Source organism: Staphylococcus simiae (assembly GCF_002902085.1).
Lineage (GTDB): Bacteria > Bacillota > Bacilli > Staphylococcales > Staphylococcaceae > Staphylococcus > Staphylococcus simiae.
In genome coordinates this window covers 727-17,345 of record NZ_PPQR01000137.1, presented here as the reverse complement: position 1 = coordinate 17,345, position 16,619 = coordinate 727, and the positions used below count along the sequence as shown (strand labels likewise).

Below are 16,619 nucleotides of genomic sequence, written 5' to 3'. Positions count from 1 at the left end.
CGATTATTAACTATTTAGAAATGTAAAAAATACGCCTATTGTGATTAAATAAAAATTACTTTTATAACAATTGATTATTTATACAGTGTATATTATTTGGAATTAAATGATAAACCTAGTTAGTTATTTGTTACTACATTAATTTAATAGGTTAAATTATAAAACTATCAGAATTAGAATATTAGCATGAAATACAAAATTTTTCTATTAAAACGAGTGTCAACTTTCACTTTTGGATTAAAAATATAGTGTTCAGCACAAAATGCCAAAAAAATACGTTACAGTGTTTGTTTCATAAGTAACACTGTAACGCTAGAGGTTTAGAATAATCTTAAAAGTATAATGCCAATAGTAATAAATAATAATCCGCAACATTTTCTAAAGGTAATCTTATTTTTGGGTGATCCTAATAAACCAAATTGATCAATAATTACACCCATTAGCATTTGACCTAACATTCCAACTATTGTAGTTAGCGCAGCACCAAGGAAAGGCATTAGAATAATATTAGCTGTGACAAAAGCCATACCTAATAAACCACCAATAAAATAAATAGGCTTTAAACGACCTAATGATTGAATATCAGATTCGATTTTAAGTGTGCGATGAAAGGCTAAAGTCAGAATAAATAATGCAATTGTTCCAATAGTAAAAGATACTAAAGATGCAAAAATAGAAGAATGAGTACTAGTAGCAAGCGCGCTATTGACTGTTGTTTGAATCGGTGGAGCAAAGCCAAATATAAAGCCTATAATTATCCACATGATGAAAGATTTATTTTGACGATTAGTAAGCTTTGTCTTTGGAATATAATTCATTAATAAAATACCTAAAAATAAAATGATAACTCCAACGCCTTTAAGGATTGAGAAAGTATGAGTTGATGCGCCAAACCAACCAAAAGTATCTATTAAGACGCCCATGATAATTTGTCCAGCAACAGTCATGACAACTGTTAGTGCAGCCCCCAATCTAGGCAATAATAAAAGATTACCAGTTAAGAAACATACACCAAGTAGGCCACCTAAAAACCATGTATAGTTAAATGTTTGATGCGCATAGAATTCACTACTAAATATTGCTGGCGTCATTATAATATTTAAAATGACTAAGAAAAGCGTGCCAACTGCAAATGAAATAGTAGATGCATAAAATGAAGAACGTGTAAATTGACTTAAACGTGAATTGATAGAAGTTTGAATGGGTATAAGCATGCCTACAACAATACCAAATAAATATAATAAAAACATAATTTTCACACTTTCTAATTAGAATGAGCCTATTATAACTAAAATGTTGTGTGAAATAAATAGTGAATATCAAACAAAAAAGCAGCCTAAAGGGAATTCCCTATAGACTGCTGATATTATTAACTATCTAATGTTCAAATAAACGAATATTATTTGTTTTCAAACAGCACTGTCGTTGTTTTATCGACTATTTGAGCAGCTTGTACTTTGGCGATAGAACCACTTTTAGGTGTTAATACATTTAAATCAACTAACGCGTCCATACTATTTCTTACTAATTGCTCAGTGACAATATTGTTTACTTGTGGTAATTGCAGCTTAAATGGTTTATCAAATGTTGTTTTAAAGTTGAGTTCAAGTGTTTTTGTCATAAGTATAACCTCCTATAAAATTGACATAGTTTTGATGACTTCTACTTTTGAGTAAGATTCACCAGTAAGACGTTCAATGATAGAGCTGAATGTCTTAATTTGATCGTTTGATACTTGAGGGTTGATGTTATTAAAACGTCGTTTAAATTCTGTTACTTTACCCTCAGTATCTTGCTTAGCTAATGTTAAGACAATAGTTACTTGATTTATATCTGTCATAAGCTTTAACCTCCTTTCATACTATATATCGTTACCAAATAAAAAAAGAGCCAATATTTTCAAAAATAATGTTTAAAAAAATGCTGAACGGTAATAAAACAATGTAACTTAATTATGATTGATTATTGATTAAGACACTTAAAAGTTGTGGGGGATATATGAATAAAGTAGAGCCAATTAAAAAAATTGAAGATATAGAAAAAATGTACAAGGTTCTTAAAGCAAAATCTTTAAGAGATTATTTATTTTTTAAACTAGCTATACATACAGGATATAAAATTTGTGAATTATTAACGCTGACAGTACAACAAGTTAAGTCGTTAGTTGAAAATGAAGATTTACATATAATTAGTCACCAACAAGCTGTGAATATAAAGGTCAAGTTACCTAAAAATTTAATTTTAGAATTATTAAGTTATATAGAAGCTGAATCTTTGAATGATGAAGATTTTATATTTCAATCGACACGCACGCATAAAATATTATCTAGACAACAAGCTTATAGAATTATTCACCAAGCTGCTATTGAAGCGGAAGTGTCAAATATTGGTTTAACCACTTTACGCAAAACATTTGCGTTACATGCTTATTTAAATGGGATTCCTATTTCGATAATACAAAAATATTTAGGACATCAGACTTCTATAGAAACTTTAAAATTCATTGGAAAAGATGTAGACGATGAACAATGTACTTATATTTCATTAAATTTATAGAGAAAAGGAGATTTTAGATGACTTTAGTTTATTTATTAGGTGCAATAGTCTTAGTGATGTTAGCGATAGCTATCACTATGGTAAAGAAACAGTGGTCTAAATATGCAGGCTATATTGCCATGATTGGACCAATACTTGCATCAGTGTATTTTATATTACAACTACCCAAAGTAATAGCAGGGCACTATTTAACTGTAAAATTACCGTGGATGGCATCGTTAGATATCAATCTTGATTTAAGATTAGACGGTTTAAGCATCATGTTTGCTTTAATTATTTCATTAATTGGTATTGCTGTTTTTTACTACGCTACTCAATATTTATCTGTTTCAACAGATGATCTACCTAGATTTTTTATATATTTAACGTTATTTATGTTTAGTATGCTAGGTATTGTTTTAGCAAATAATACTATTTTAATGTATGTATTTTGGGAATTAACAAGTGTATCATCATTTTTACTTATTTCTTATTGGTATGACAACGGAGATAGTCAATTTGGTGCGATTCAATCATTTATGATAACTGTATTTGGTGGGTTAGCATTACTAGTTGGATTTATCATGCTTTATATTATGACTGGTACGAATACGATTACAGAAATATTATCTCGTGCAGACGATATTCAAGACCAACCATTATTTATCCCGATGATTATCATGTTTTTATTAGGTGCTTTTACTAAATCTGCTCAATTTCCATTTCATACATGGCTTCCTAAAGCAATGGCAGCGCCTACGCCAGTTAGTGCTTATTTACATTCTGCAACAATGGTTAAAGCAGGTATCTTCCTATTATTTAGATTTACTCCATTATTAGGTCTTAGTAATTTTTATATTTATACTGTGACATTTGTAGGATTATGCACCATGTTGTTTGGCTCAATCACTGCATTAAGAAATTATGATTTAAAAGGTATTCTAGCATACTCTACAATTAGTCAATTAGGTATGATTATGACCATGGTAGGATTAGGTAGTGGCTTTGCTCAACACACGAATGATGCTTCATCGTCAATATATGTACTTATCCTTTTTGCAGGTTTATTCCACTTGATGAATCATGCCATTTTTAAATGTGCATTATTTATGGGCGTTGGCATTTTAGATCATGAAACAGGCTCAAGAGATATTCGAAAATTAAATGGTATGCGTTACTTATTTCCAAAAATGAATATTGTAATGTCTATAGCTGCATTATCTATGGCTGGTGTGCCATTTTTAAATGGCTTTTTAAGTAAAGAAATGTTTCTCGATGGTTTAGTTAAATCAATCAACTTAGAACAATTCGACTTAACTTTAACGATTATAATCGTTGCAATTGGAGTGATTGCCAGTATCTTCACATTCACTTATGCCATATATATGTTAAAAGAAACATTTTGGGGTAAATTTGATAAAACTAAATTACCTAGAAAGAATATTCATGAACCGTGGCTATTCAGTATACCTTCTATTATTTTAATAGTATTAATACCTATTATATTTGTTATTCCAAATTTATTTAGTAGTAGTCTAATTAAACCCGCTTTAAGAAATGTAACTGGAATAGGTAAACAAGTTGATCAGTTTGCACCACATATATCCCAATGGCACGGCTTTAATTTACCATTAATATTTACACTTTTGATTATTGTGGTTGGTCTGTTTTTAGCATGTACGATAGATTGGAAGACGATTGTTACTGGCAAAATAAGAAGTATTTCTTTGTCTAAAGGTTATGAAAAAGTTTATCGACATTTTGAGATTTACTCTACACAAAGTATAAAACGCTTAATGCAAGATCGTTTAAATCAATATATTATTGCTACATTAGTCGTCTTTATGATGGTTATTATGTATGGCTATATTCGTATTGGCTTTCCGAAAGTGCATCAATTACATGTCTCACAATTTGGACCATTAGAAATTATTTTAGCCATTGTAACTGTTGTAATAGGTATATCACTTGTATTTATTAGACAGAGATTAACGATGGTTATTTTAAACGGTATTATCGGTTTTGTTGTGACATTATTCTTCATCGCAATGAAGGCACCTGATTTGGCCTTAACACAATTAGTAGTAGAAACAATTACTACAATATTATTTATTGTTGGCTTTTCAAGGCTACCTAACGTACCAAGATCAAAGGCTAACATTAAAAAAGAATCAATTAAAATTGGTGTGGCATTAGTCATGGCAATATCAGTTGTGTCATTAATATTTGTTGCACAACAAGCTGATGGTATGGCATCTATATCAACTTTTTATCAACAAGCTTATGAATTAACTGGTGGTAAAAATATAGTTAATGCTATTTTAGGTGACTTTAGAGCATTGGATACATTATTTGAAGGACTTGTCTTAATTATTGCAGGATTAGGAATCTATACATTATTAAATTACAAAGATAGGAGGGGTCAAGATGAAAGAGAATGATGTTGTCTTAAAGACCATCACGAAGTTAGTCGTTTTTATACTATTAACATTTGGTTTTTATGTCTTTTTTGCAGGTCATAATAATCCAGGTGGTGGCTTTATAGGCGGTTTAATTTTTAGTTCGGCCTTTATTCTTATGTTTTTGGCTTTTAATGTGTCAGATGTATTAGAAAGTTTACCAATCGATTTTAAAGCACTTATGGGTATTGGTTCATTAATGTCTGTTATAACTGCAATAGCACCAACATTCTTTGGTCAACCCTTCCTATCTCAATATGATGCAACCATAGCAATCCCACTATTTGGAAGCATTCATGTGACTACAGTTACAGCATTTGAATTAGGTATATTATTGTCCGTAGTCGGTGTAATTGTGACAGTCATGTTGGCATTGAGTGGTGAACAAACATGAATTTAATATTACTACTTGTCATAGGATTTTTAGTATTTATAGGTACGTATATGATTTTATCGGTCAATCTAATTCGTATCGTCATTGGGATATCGATTTATACACATGCTGGTAATTTAATTATTATGAGTATGGGTAAATATGGTTCAAATAGAGCAGAACCGTTAATAACTAATGGCAATGATTTGTTTGTTGATCCATTATTACAAGCCATTGTGTTAACTGCAATTGTTATTGGCTTTGGTATGACAGCATTTTTATTAGTACTCGTTTATAGAACGTACAAAGTAACTAAAGAAGATGAAATTGAAGGCTTAAGGGGGGAAGATGATGCTAAGTAACTTAATAATTTTACCGATGTTATTACCTTTCCTTTGTGCATTAATTTTAATTTTCTTAAAAAATCAAAATCGTTTATCAAAATATTTATATTTAGGAACGATGGCTGTAACGACACTTATCTCGTTAGGACTTTTAATTTATGTTATGCAACATAAACCGATTACCTTAGACTTTGGTGGTTGGAAAGCACCATTTGGTATTCAATTTTTAGGAGATTCATTAAGTTTATTAATGGTCACAACCGCTTCCTTTGTCATTACCTTAATAATGGCATATGGATTTGGACGAAGTGAAAATAAAGCTAATCGTTACCACTTACCATCATTTATTTTGTTTTTAAGTGTCGGAGTCATAGGATCATTTTTAACATCAGATTTATTTAATTTATATGTCATGTTTGAAATTATGTTATTAGCTTCGTTCGTCTTAGTAACATTAGGTCAATCTGTTGAACAATTACGTGCTGCTATCATTTATGTCGTTCTTAATATTATTGGTTCTTGGTTATTTTTATTAGGTATTGGATTATTATATAAAACCGTAGGATCTTTAAATTTTTCACATATTGCGATGAGATTAAATGATATGCAAGATAATCAAACGGTAACAATGATTTCACTTATCTTTTTAGTAGCATTTAGTGCTAAAGCTTCACTGGTTATCTTTATGTGGTTACCAAAAGCTTATGCAGTGTTAAATACGGAATTAGCAGCTTTATTTGCTGCGCTTATGACCAAAGTTGGTGCGTATGCATTAATTAGATTTTTTACATTAATGTTTGATGAACATACTAATATTACCCATCCATTATTAGTAGTCATGTCTTGTGTGACGATGGTGATTGGAGCATTTGGTGTTATAGCATATAAAGATATTAAGAAAATAGCAGCTTATCAAGTTATTCTGTCTATTGGGTTTATTATTCTCGGCTTAGGAACAAATACATTTTCCGGTATCAATGGTGCTATATTTTATCTTGTAAATGATATCGTTGTTAAAACTTTACTATTCTTTATTATAGGTAGTTTAGTTTATATTTCTGGATATCGACAATTTCAATATTTATCAGGCTTAGCTAAGAAAGAACCATTCTTTGGTGTAGCTTTTGTTATTATGATATTTGCTATTGGCGGTGTTCCACCATTTAGTGGGTTTCCAGGAAAATTACTCATATTTCAAGGTGCTTTACAAAATGAGAATTATATTGGCTTAACGCTTATGATTATTACTAGTTTAATAGCTATGTTTAGTTTGTTTAGAATATTATTTTATATGTATTTTGGAGATAAAGATGGTGAAGAAGTAGAGTTTAAAAAAATTCCTGTACAACGTAAGAGTATATTGGGAGTATTAGTTGCTGTCGTTATTTTTATGGGAGTAGCTGCACCAGTGATTTTAAATGTGACAACGAATGCTACTCAATTAAATACTAATGATCATTTATATCATCAACTAATTAATTCTCATCTAGAGGAGGAAGATCAATGAACCAAATTGTGTTAAATATAGTCATTGCCTTTTTATGGGTATTATTTCAAGATGAAGAACACTTTAAATTCACAACTTTCTTCTCTGGATATATCATTGGCTTAATCGTTATTTATATTTTACATCGCTTTTTTAGTAATGATTTTTATCCGCGTAAAATATGGGTATTTATAAAATTTTTAGGAGTATACTTGTATCAGCTTGTGACTTCAAGCTTTAGTACAATTAATTATATTTTGTTTAAAACGGAGGATATGAACCCAGGTTTATTATCATATGAAACAAGATTAACTAATGATTGGGCTATTACATTTTTAACTATTTTAATCATTATTACTCCAGGATCTACTGTCATAAGAATATCTAAAGACTCTCGTAAATTTTTCATTCATAGTATTGATGTTTCTGAAAAAGATAAAGAGAGTTTATTACGTAGTATTAAGCAATATGAAGATTTAATCTTGGAGGTGTCACGATGATTGAAACGTTAACACATTTTTTTATTATTAGTTCTTTAATCATTTTTGGTATAGCCTTATTGTTATGTCTTTTTAGATTAATTAAAGGTCCTACAACTGCAGATAGGGTTGTGACATTTGATACTACCAGTGCAGTTGTTATGTCTTTAGTAGGTGTACTAAGTGTTTTAATGGGTACAGTGTCATTTCTGGATTCTATTATGTTAATTGCAATTATTTCATTTGTAAGTTCTGTATCTATATCGAAATTTATTGGAGGAGGCCGCGTTTTCAATGGAACTAGTAAAAGAAATCGTTAGTCTTCTGTCGGCAATTATGTTATTTCTGGGTAGTATCATCGCATTGATAAGTGCTATAGGTATTATTAAATTCCAAGATGTATTTTTAAGAAGTCATGCCGCAACTAAAAGTTCTACATTATCAGTGTTATTGACGCTTATCGGTGTGTTAATTTATTTCATAATGAATAGTGGCTTTTTTAGTGTGAGATTATTATTATCAATAGTGTTTATCAATCTAACATCTCCGGTAGGCATGCACTTAATAGCTCGAGCAGCATATCGCAATGGTTCATATATGTATAGAAAAGATGACGCTAATACGCATGCATCTATTTTATTAAGTTCAAATGAACAAAATACAGCTAAAGAACGGCGACATAGAGCTAAAATAAGAGAACAAAGAAGACAATACTGGTATCAAAAAAATCAATAATGCTTATGTATAAATATTAACTATAAGTAAAACGTTATCAAAGGAAATTATCTTGATAGCGTTTTTATTTTAGAATAATGTTGATAAAAAATAATAAGTCACACAAGCAAGTTATTTATTTATTCAGAAAAATAATGATAAAATAATAGTAAGTGATTGTAAATTTGAGTAGTGACAATGGAGTGAACCATTTTTAATGAAATGTCATGACATTAGAAAGTGTAGCTATTAATTATATTACTTAAGTTGCAATTAAATCATTATAGAGAGGTGAAAGTTTGGAAATATTTGAGACAATATTGATATTTATTGCAGTAGTTATAATGAGTTCCTTCGTCCATACTTTCTTACCTAAAGTACCTCTAGCTTTTATTCAAATTTTCTTGGGAATGTTATTATTTATTACACCTATTCCGGTAGAATTTAATTTTGATTCTGAATTATTTATGGTAGCGATGATCGCACCATTATTATTTGTCGAAGGTGTAAATGTATCTAGAGTACATTTACGTAAATATATTAAACCGGTAATGATGATGGCATTAGGATTAGTAATTACAACCGTTATTGGTGTTGGTTTCTTTGTACATTGGATATGGCCAGATTTACCATTGGGTGCAGCATTTGCGATTGCAGCAATACTCTGTCCAACCGATGCAGTAGCAGTACAAGCTATTACCAAGGGTAAAGTATTACCTAAAGGTGCAATGACAATACTTGAAGGTGAATCATTATTAAATGATGCTGCAGGTATTATTTCTTTTAAAATTGCAGTAGGAGTTCTTGTTACTGGCGTCTTTTCACCAATTGATGCAATTGAATTATTTATTATTTCATCATTTGGTGGGGCTATCGTTGGTTTACTTATAGGGATTGCGTTGGTAAGATTCCGTCTAACGCTTATGCGCCGTGGATATGAAAATATTAATATGTTTACTATTATCCAATTGTTAACACCATTTATTACATATCTTATAGCTGAATTATTCCATGCGTCAGGAATTATTGCAGCCGTTATAGCAGGTTTGGTACATGGGTTTGAACGAGATAGAATTAGTCAAGTACGTACACAATTACAAATGAGTTATAATCATACTTGGAATATTCTAGGTTATGTGTTAAATGGCTTTGTATTTTCTATTTTAGGGTTTTTGGTTCCAGAAGTTATCGTAAACATTATTAAAACAGAACCACATAATTTAATTTTCTTAATAGGAATTACATTATTAATTGCACTCGCTGTATACTTATTTAGATTTTTATGGGTTTATATTTTATATCCCAACTTTTATTTGCCAGTCAGTCCATTCCAAAAAATTATGACCAAAGATGATGATGATAATTTGTCATCCGATAAGCCGCCAAAAAGAAGTCTATATGCGTTAATTATGACTTTATGTGGTGTTCATGGAACAATATCATTAGCAATTGCGCTAACTTTGCCGTATTTTTTAGCTGGACATCATACGTTTGAATTCCGAAATGATTTACTTTTTATCGCTTCAGGAATGGTAATAATTAGTTTAATTATTGCACAAGTACTATTACCATTGATGACTAAACCGGCACCAAAAATAGTTGTTGGTAATATGACCTTTAAACAAGCAAGAATTTATATATTAGAACATGTCATAGATTATCTAAATCAGAAGTCAACATTTGAAACAAGTTATCGTTACGGGAATGTAATTAAAGAATATCATGACAAGTTAACTTTCTTAAAAACTGTTGAAAAAGACGATGAAAACTCTAAAGAATTAGAACGTTTGCAAAAAATTGCATTTAATGTAGAAACGAAAACGTTAGAAGAACTAGTAGATAAAGGTGATATTACTAATAGTGTCCTTGAAAACTACATGCGTTATGCAGAAAGAACTCAAGTTTATAGACAAGCATCATTAATTAGAAGGATGATTGTCCTTGCAAGAGGGGCTTTATTAAAACGTAGAGTCAAAACAAGAATTAATTCTGCATCCTCTCTTAGTGTTACTGATAACTTAATGGAGCTTAATAAAATTAATAAAATGGTTCATTATAATGTAGTTAGTCGTTTAGCAAAAGAGACTAATAATGATAACAAACTAGAAGTAGGAATGGTATGTGATGGTTATCTAATGAGAATTGATAATTTAACGCCAAGTAACTTCTTTAATTCAGAAAATGAAGATACTATAACTAAAATAAAATTAAACGCTTTACGTGAGCAACGACGTATTTTAAGGGAATTAATTGATAGTGATGAAGTTTCAGAAGGAACAGCATTAAAATTAAGAGAATCAATCAATTATGATGAAATGGTTATTGTCGATAGTATGACTTAAATCATATTTTTTGACCATTTAATCAATGGTATTGAAAGAGATTATAAACAATCTATTAAGAAATCTGACGTATAGAAAAATGGTAAGTTATTATCTATACGTCCGATTTTTAATTTTTGAATTTAAATAAAGCCCACCAATTTTTAAAAAGGTGGACTTTATTCTACGGGGGAGGAGTCCGCGTAATTAGTGATACTTTGATAGGCCATATACAAAGTATCATATTACTTATAGCTTTTAATGGTATTAATACTTAACACTTCTGCACTAAGTGATAAGTTTCTCCACTCAAAGAGTGAACAGCGAATCGCAGTTTAATCTAAACTGCATAAGAACTTCTAGCTTTTCACTGTGTTCAAAGAGAAGTTCTAATACCACCATATCGTGCGGTAAGGAACATATATTATAAATAGGAGGGTAATATATTTTTTACGCACGATATGGGACTATTAGTCTTCATCTTATGATTTAATTTGCTTGGGCGTCTAGGACGAAAATCATTTTACATTTAAAATTAAGCATTTGGCAGTAACTGTCTGGTTTTCAAAATGTTGATAAATCAACGTTTTGAAAACCTAGTCAGTCTTGCCGGGGTGGGATTACGACATAAATTTTCTAGAAAATTTATGTCTGTCCCTCTTCCTCAAGCAAATCAACTTTCGTTTTATAACGTAGCTATTTCATACTGCCGTGTATTGTTTCGATATTTGATTTCATCATATTATAATATGAGTCACCTTTAGTACCTTCTTTACCGATCGAATCCGTGTATACCTCTCCATAAATATCTTTATGTGTTTCTTCAGAAAGGCTTTGCATTGCTTTTTTATCTACACTTGTTTCAACCAATAGGTGTTTAAGATGATGTTGTTTTACAAATTGAATGGCTTGTCTCATTTGAGTAGGTGTACCTTGTTTTTCTGTATTAATTTCCCAAATATAACCTGGTTTAATACCATATTGTTTTGAAAAATATTTAAAAGCACCTTCACTAGTTATCATCGCACGCTCATTTTTAGGAATATCATTAAATTTATTTTTACTGTCGTTATTTAATTGTTCCAATTGAGATAAGTATTTGTTTCCTTGTTTATCATAGTCCTCTTTATGTTTGTTATCATTGTCGATGAAAGCTTGTTGAATTGCTTTGACGTATTTAATACCATTATCTAAACTTAACCAAGCATGTGGATCTTGTTTATCTTTATTGTCTTCTTCACCATTTAAATAAATTGGTGTTACATCTTTTGATACAGCAATCACTTTTTTATCTTTTAATGATTTTCCAGCTTGCTCTAATGCTTTTTTAAACCAACCATTTCCAGTTTCTAAATTTAATCCGTTATACAAAATGATATCAGCATCTGTTAGTTTTTTAATATCTTTAGGCTTAACTTCATACTCGTGAGGGTCTTGACCAACTGGCACAATACTATGTATTTCTACATCATCTCCTCCTACATTTTTAGCCATATCGTATAGAATCGAATTAGTCGTTACAACTTTTAATTTATCATGTGATTTATCGCTAGCTTCTTTGTTTCCAGTACCGCATGCGGCTAAAATTATCATAAATGCTAGTAAGATAGGTATAATTTTTTTCATGTTGTTATGCCTCGTTTCTTTTTATATGTAAGTTTTGAAAATAATAAAGTTGCTATGTAAATAATAAATGTACAAATAACGATTGTTGCACCACTAGGAATGTTGTAAATGTAACTATAATAAAGACCAACAATAGAGCTGATAACGCTAATTAAACTTGCAATAAACATCATTGTATATAAATTTTTACTGATTAAAAATGCTGTAGAAGCAGGTGTAATCAGTAAGGCAACTACTAAAATTATGCCAACTGTTTGGATACTTGCAACAGTTACTAAAGACAACATCAGCATAATAAAGTAATGAATTAATGTCGTATTTAAACCACTCATTCTACTAAATGTTGGATCAAATGTTGAAATCATTAACGGACGATAAAATATAATGATAAGTAAAAGTACAATAAGACCAATAATAACTGTTGTCCAAAATGCACTTTGTGTAATTGCTAGTAAGTTACCGAATAAAATATGATACAAATCTGTCGTACTATTAATTAAACTAATAATGATTATTCCTATTGCTAGAAAAGCTGTAAAACTGATACCAATAGCTGCATCAGGTTTAGTCTTACTACTAGAAGTGATGTAGCCAATAAAAATACTTGCAATCATACCTGTAATGAGGGCGCCTATAAACATAGGTATACCAAATAAAAATGATAAAGCTACCCCAGGTAAAACTGCGTGACTCATAGCGTCTCCCATAAGTGATAAACCACGAAGTACAATTAAACTTCCAACTGTTCCACATACTATTCCAACAATAATTGAAGTGATTAATGCTCTGTTTAAAAATTGATATGTAAATAAATGTTCTAAAAATTCTAGCAAGTGACATCACTCCTTTGACTAGTGTCAAGGAAATCAGTGCTTGACATAAATGTTTCATTTAATCGTTCTATTGTCATTGCTTCTTCACTAAGACCAAAAAATCGTATCGTTCTATTGAGAAGTAGGATGCGATCAAAGTATTGTTCTGCTTTAGACAAATCATGATGCACGATTAAAATAAGCTTCCCCAAATTTTTAAGTTGGTTTATTTTCGTCATGATGAGTGCTTCACTATTAAAGTCAATTCCTACAAAAGGTTCATCTAGAAAATAAACTTCACTTTCAGACATCAAAGCTCTCGCAACCAGTACGCGTTGTAATTGTCCACCACTTAGTTCAGAAATTTGACGACGTTTTAAAGGTCTAAGTTCAAGTTCGTCAATAAGTTGTTCTAACTTTTGACGATTATTAACAGTTGGCTTTGTAAACCAGCCAATATCTTTATAACAACCTGATAAAATAACTTGTTCAACATTAATAGGGAAGTCTAAGTCTATATGAGCTTTTTGAGGAATATATGTAATGTAATCCAATTGTTGTGGTATAGGTTTGCCATACAATAATTTTGTACCTGTAGCGTTAAATTCACCTATTAATGATTTAATTAACGACGATTTACCGGCACCATTTGGGCCCATAATACCGATGATTTCTCCACAAATTGGAATACTTAATGTTATGTTATTTAATACATGTTTTTTCCTTAAATATAAATTTAATTGTTTTGCTTCCAACAAATTTTCAACACCACCTAAATAATAGTTTAGGTTAACCTAATTAATTGTATAATAAACTGAGAATATTTATCGTGTCAAGTAAATTCATGATATAATAAAGTGAATGTGTGTGAGGTGAAAGTATGTTAACAGAAGAAAAAGAAGACTATCTTAAAGCGATTCTTACAAATGATGGTGATAAAAACTTTGTTTCAAATAAAGTTTTATCTCAATTTTTAAAAATCAAACCACCGTCAGTTAGTGAAATGGTTAGTCGTTTAGAGAAAGCTGGATATGTCGAAACGAAACCGTATAAAGGTGTTAAACTTTCTCCAGAGGGTTTAACGCATACTTTAGATATTATTAAAAGGCACCGCTTGCTCGAACTGTTTTTAATAGAAATTTTGAAATACAATTGGGAAGAAGTACATCAAGAAGCAGAAATCTTAGAACATAGAGTTTCCGATTTATTTGTGGAACGTTTAGATAGTTTGTTAGATTATCCTGAAACTTGCCCTCATGGGGGAGTCATTCCTAGACATAATGAGTATCAAGAAAAATATGTTACATCAATTTTAAATTATAATTCTGGAGATGTTGTAACCATTAAACGTGTTAGAGATAAGACTGATTTACTCATCTATTTATCTAGTAAAGATATTACTATAGGTAATGAAGTTGAAATCGTATCTAAAGACGATACTAATAATATTATTCTAATTAAAAGGTTAGATAATGTGGTTGTACTTAGTTATGATAATGCGATGAATATGTTTGCTGAGAAATAATAAAAGCTTAATCAGGAAGTTGAAATATAGCATAGATACTATATTTGATTACCTGATTAAGCTTTTTAATTATTGTATAATGCCTGTATATGTTAATAAGATATCCACAGAATATAAATTAAAGACAATCCAAATTGTACTATAAATGAATGTAGGGATATGACTTAATTCAGCAAGTGCACTACCATCCCATGAAACTCGAGGCCTAGAAAAAGTAAGTTTGATAATAGTCCAACTAGACTGTAATACTTCTCCTAATAAGACGCCAAGTATATATTGATAAACAAATGATACAATTAATTGTATTGAGGCAGTATGTCCACCCGTAACTATGAAGTAAAGTAAGGTACTAATTAATATGATGACAATAATAGGTGATAATTTACGTGATGTTAATACTAGAAAGTACACGAAAATTAATAAATAGCCAAGTACGAATAAACTTGGCATAGTATAATGACTTGAAGCTAATCCTAATAAGAGCATTAACGGTGGCATGATATATCCGCCTAGTGTAGTTAACCATTGCCCAACAATACTTTTAGATTGTGTAATAGCATAGCCTTGTTGTAATGTTTGCTGACGTTCATTTGGGCTAGTGACGATGACTAAATCTTTTGCGCGACCACCAGCTATTTTGTTGAAAATAACATGACCGAATTCATGCGTTAGTACAGGAATATAGTTTAATAAAATATCTAAATAACTAATAATTAGTCGATTTCTATAGTAGTGAACGGCAATATAAGTAATAGCAATTAAAGTAATAAATATAATGTTCAACTGTACATGAGTATTAAAAAATAAAGATAATGCAGTCATAATAGTAACCTCTTTAAAATATTTTTTTCCAATATCATAATTGTTATATTATAAAATAAAATGCAACAAATGTCTTTGGACTTAAGGCTTAGCCTAAACACATATTTTACTGTTAAATTGATAATTGGATATGTTAAAATAAAACAAAATTATTACGAAATACTTATAATAAATACAGTATATATTTAAAATATTTGAATAGAAGATTAAATAGAATAGGAGTTTTCTTTTATGACTATTGAAGAAAAACCCGATGCAGTAAAAGTAGATATTTTAGGTGTTCATTTTGATAATACTTCAATGTTACAAATGGTAGAAAACATCAAAGCCTTTTTTGCACAACAAACACCAAATAATTTATTTATAGTAACAGCCAATCCTGAGATTGTAGATTTTGCAACTACGCATCAAACTTATAGGAAATTAATTAATGGAGCAAGCTATGTTGTAGCTGATGGCACAGGTGTCGTTAAAGCATCTGAACGATTAAATAATCCTTTAGATAGTAGAATTCCAGGTATTGAATTAATGGAAGAATGTATGAAAATTGCTCACGTTAATCATCAAAAAGTATTTTTATTGGGAGCAACTAATGAAATTGTTGAACGTGCTCAACAATCACTTCAACTTCGTTATCCTAATATCACATTTAATCATCATCATGGTTATATCGATTTGGAAGATGAGACAGTCATTAAGCGTATTAAAATGTTTAACCCAGATTATATTTTCGTTGGTATGGGATTTCCAAAACAAGAGCAATGGATCATGAAACAAGAACATCATTTTCAACAAACTGTATTGATGGGAGTTGGGGGTTCGCTAGAAGTATTTTCAGGAGCTAAAAAGCGTGCGCCACTATTATTTAGAAAGCTTAATATTGAATGGTTTTATAGAGCTATTATAGATTGGAAAAGAATTGGTCGCTTAAAAAGTATTCCTAAATTTATGTTTAAGGTTGCTAAGGCTAAACGTCAATTAAAATCATAAAAATGCCGATAAAGCTATAACTTTATCGGTTATATTGAGAGAGGAACTACCAAAATAATTTTTGGAATTATTTGATAGTTCCTCACTTTTTTGTTTCTCTATTTTTTAAGGCTGATAAAAAATAAATAATTAT

At 30.2% G+C, this 16,619-nt stretch carries 18 protein-coding genes; 11 read left to right on the top strand and 7 right to left on the bottom strand.

The annotated features are described in order from the left end of the window. Positions 1 to 320: 320 nt before the first annotated feature. From CD113_RS12355 to sroA, 3 genes are all read right to left on the bottom strand, one after another. Positions 321 to 1,250, bottom strand: a complete 930-nt coding sequence (locus CD113_RS12355) for a DMT family transporter (RefSeq protein WP_002465278.1) — start codon at positions 1,248 to 1,250, stop codon at positions 321 to 323. A 149-nt stretch (positions 1,251 to 1,399) separates the two neighbouring features. Beyond that, complete coding sequence (locus CD113_RS12350; RefSeq protein ID WP_002465277.1) at positions 1,400 to 1,621, bottom strand: DUF2922 domain-containing protein; 222 nt, start codon at positions 1,619 to 1,621, stop codon at positions 1,400 to 1,402. Positions 1,622 to 1,633: 12 nt separating this feature from the next. Beyond that, a complete protein-coding gene (gene sroA, locus CD113_RS12345) occupies positions 1,634 to 1,840 on the bottom strand; it encodes a sigS mRNA-stabilizing protein SroA (protein ID WP_002465276.1) in 207 nt (68 codons plus the stop codon). Positions 1,841 to 1,998: 158 nt separating this feature from the next. Between sroA and CD113_RS12340 the strand changes: the two genes are divergently transcribed. The 9 genes from CD113_RS12340 (at position 1,999) to CD113_RS12300 (ending at position 10,732) form a co-directional block, all read left to right on the top strand. Next, on the top strand, positions 1,999 to 2,556 hold the full coding sequence (locus tag CD113_RS12340; protein ID WP_002465275.1) for a tyrosine-type recombinase/integrase: 558 nt from the start codon (positions 1,999 to 2,001) through the stop codon (positions 2,554 to 2,556). 17 nt (positions 2,557 to 2,573) lie between these two features. Beyond that, positions 2,574 to 4,976, top strand: a complete 2,403-nt coding sequence (gene mnhA2, locus CD113_RS12335; protein ID WP_002465274.1) for a Na+/H+ antiporter Mnh2 subunit A — start codon at positions 2,574 to 2,576, stop codon at positions 4,974 to 4,976. Then, a complete protein-coding gene (gene mnhB2, locus CD113_RS12330; protein WP_002465273.1) occupies positions 4,963 to 5,388 on the top strand; it encodes a Na+/H+ antiporter Mnh2 subunit B in 426 nt (141 codons plus the stop codon). The genes mnhA2 and mnhB2 overlap by 14 nt, the downstream gene beginning before the upstream one ends. After that, the gene (gene mnhC2 / locus CD113_RS12325) at positions 5,385 to 5,729 is read left to right on the top strand and encodes a Na+/H+ antiporter Mnh2 subunit C (protein WP_002465272.1); all 345 of its coding nucleotides are present in this window, start codon (positions 5,385 to 5,387) and stop codon (positions 5,727 to 5,729) included. Before mnhB2 ends, mnhC2 begins: the two co-directional genes overlap by 4 nt. Further along, on the top strand, positions 5,719 to 7,218 hold the full coding sequence (gene mnhD2 / locus CD113_RS12320) for a Na+/H+ antiporter Mnh2 subunit D (protein WP_002465271.1): 1,500 nt from the start codon (positions 5,719 to 5,721) through the stop codon (positions 7,216 to 7,218). The genes mnhC2 and mnhD2 overlap by 11 nt, the downstream gene beginning before the upstream one ends. Beyond that, positions 7,215 to 7,697, top strand: a complete 483-nt coding sequence (gene mnhE2 / locus CD113_RS12315) for a Na+/H+ antiporter Mnh2 subunit E (RefSeq protein ID WP_002465270.1) — start codon at positions 7,215 to 7,217, stop codon at positions 7,695 to 7,697. Before mnhD2 ends, mnhE2 begins: the two co-directional genes overlap by 4 nt. Further along, entirely contained in the window at positions 7,694 to 7,996 is a 303-nt protein-coding gene (gene mnhF2, locus CD113_RS12310; protein WP_002465269.1) for a Na+/H+ antiporter Mnh2 subunit F, read from the top strand. The genes mnhE2 and mnhF2 overlap by 4 nt, the downstream gene beginning before the upstream one ends. Next, positions 7,971 to 8,411 carry a Na+/H+ antiporter Mnh2 subunit G gene (gene mnhG2, locus CD113_RS12305; RefSeq protein ID WP_002465268.1) on the top strand — a complete coding sequence of 147 codons (441 nt, stop codon included), beginning with the start codon at positions 7,971 to 7,973 and terminating at the stop codon, positions 8,409 to 8,411. The genes mnhF2 and mnhG2 overlap by 26 nt, the downstream gene beginning before the upstream one ends. A gap of 278 nt (positions 8,412 to 8,689) precedes the next feature. Further along, positions 8,690 to 10,732: a cation:proton antiporter gene (locus CD113_RS12300; RefSeq protein ID WP_002465267.1), complete on the top strand. Its 2,043-nt coding sequence runs from the start codon at positions 8,690 to 8,692 to the stop codon at positions 10,730 to 10,732. Positions 10,733 to 11,407: 675 nt separating this feature from the next. Here the strand turns inward: CD113_RS12300 and mntC are convergent. From mntC to CD113_RS12285, 3 genes are read right to left on the bottom strand one after another with little or no spacing between them, the layout of a single operon-like run. Beyond that, positions 11,408 to 12,337 carry a manganese ABC transporter substrate-binding lipoprotein MntC gene (gene mntC, locus CD113_RS12295; RefSeq protein ID WP_002465266.1) on the bottom strand — a complete coding sequence of 310 codons (930 nt, stop codon included), beginning with the start codon at positions 12,335 to 12,337 and terminating at the stop codon, positions 11,408 to 11,410. Beyond that, positions 12,334 to 13,170, bottom strand: a complete 837-nt coding sequence (locus tag CD113_RS12290) for a metal ABC transporter permease (protein WP_002465265.1) — start codon at positions 13,168 to 13,170, stop codon at positions 12,334 to 12,336. The genes mntC and CD113_RS12290 overlap by 4 nt, the downstream gene beginning before the upstream one ends. Next, a complete protein-coding gene (locus tag CD113_RS12285) occupies positions 13,164 to 13,907 on the bottom strand; it encodes a metal ABC transporter ATP-binding protein (protein ID WP_002465264.1) in 744 nt (247 codons plus the stop codon). Before CD113_RS12285 ends, CD113_RS12290 begins: the two co-directional genes overlap by 7 nt. A 122-nt stretch (positions 13,908 to 14,029) precedes the next feature. On the opposite strand from CD113_RS12285, the gene CD113_RS12280 reads away from it, so the two are divergent. Further along, positions 14,030 to 14,674: a metal-dependent transcriptional regulator gene (locus tag CD113_RS12280; RefSeq protein ID WP_002465263.1), complete on the top strand. Its 645-nt coding sequence runs from the start codon at positions 14,030 to 14,032 to the stop codon at positions 14,672 to 14,674. 69 nt (positions 14,675 to 14,743) lie between these two features. Here the strand turns inward: CD113_RS12280 and CD113_RS12275 are convergent, their stop codons facing one another. Continuing rightward, a complete protein-coding gene (locus tag CD113_RS12275; RefSeq protein WP_002465262.1) occupies positions 14,744 to 15,496 on the bottom strand; it encodes a M50 family metallopeptidase in 753 nt (250 codons plus the stop codon). 231 nt (positions 15,497 to 15,727) lie between these two features. On the opposite strand from CD113_RS12275, the gene tarA reads away from it, so the two are divergent. Beyond that, positions 15,728 to 16,486 (top strand): N-acetylglucosaminyldiphosphoundecaprenol N-acetyl-beta-D-mannosaminyltransferase TarA, encoded by a 759-nt coding sequence (tarA, locus tag CD113_RS12270; RefSeq protein ID WP_002465261.1) that lies wholly within the window; start codon positions 15,728 to 15,730, stop codon positions 16,484 to 16,486. Positions 16,487 to 16,619: the final 133 nt, after the last annotated feature.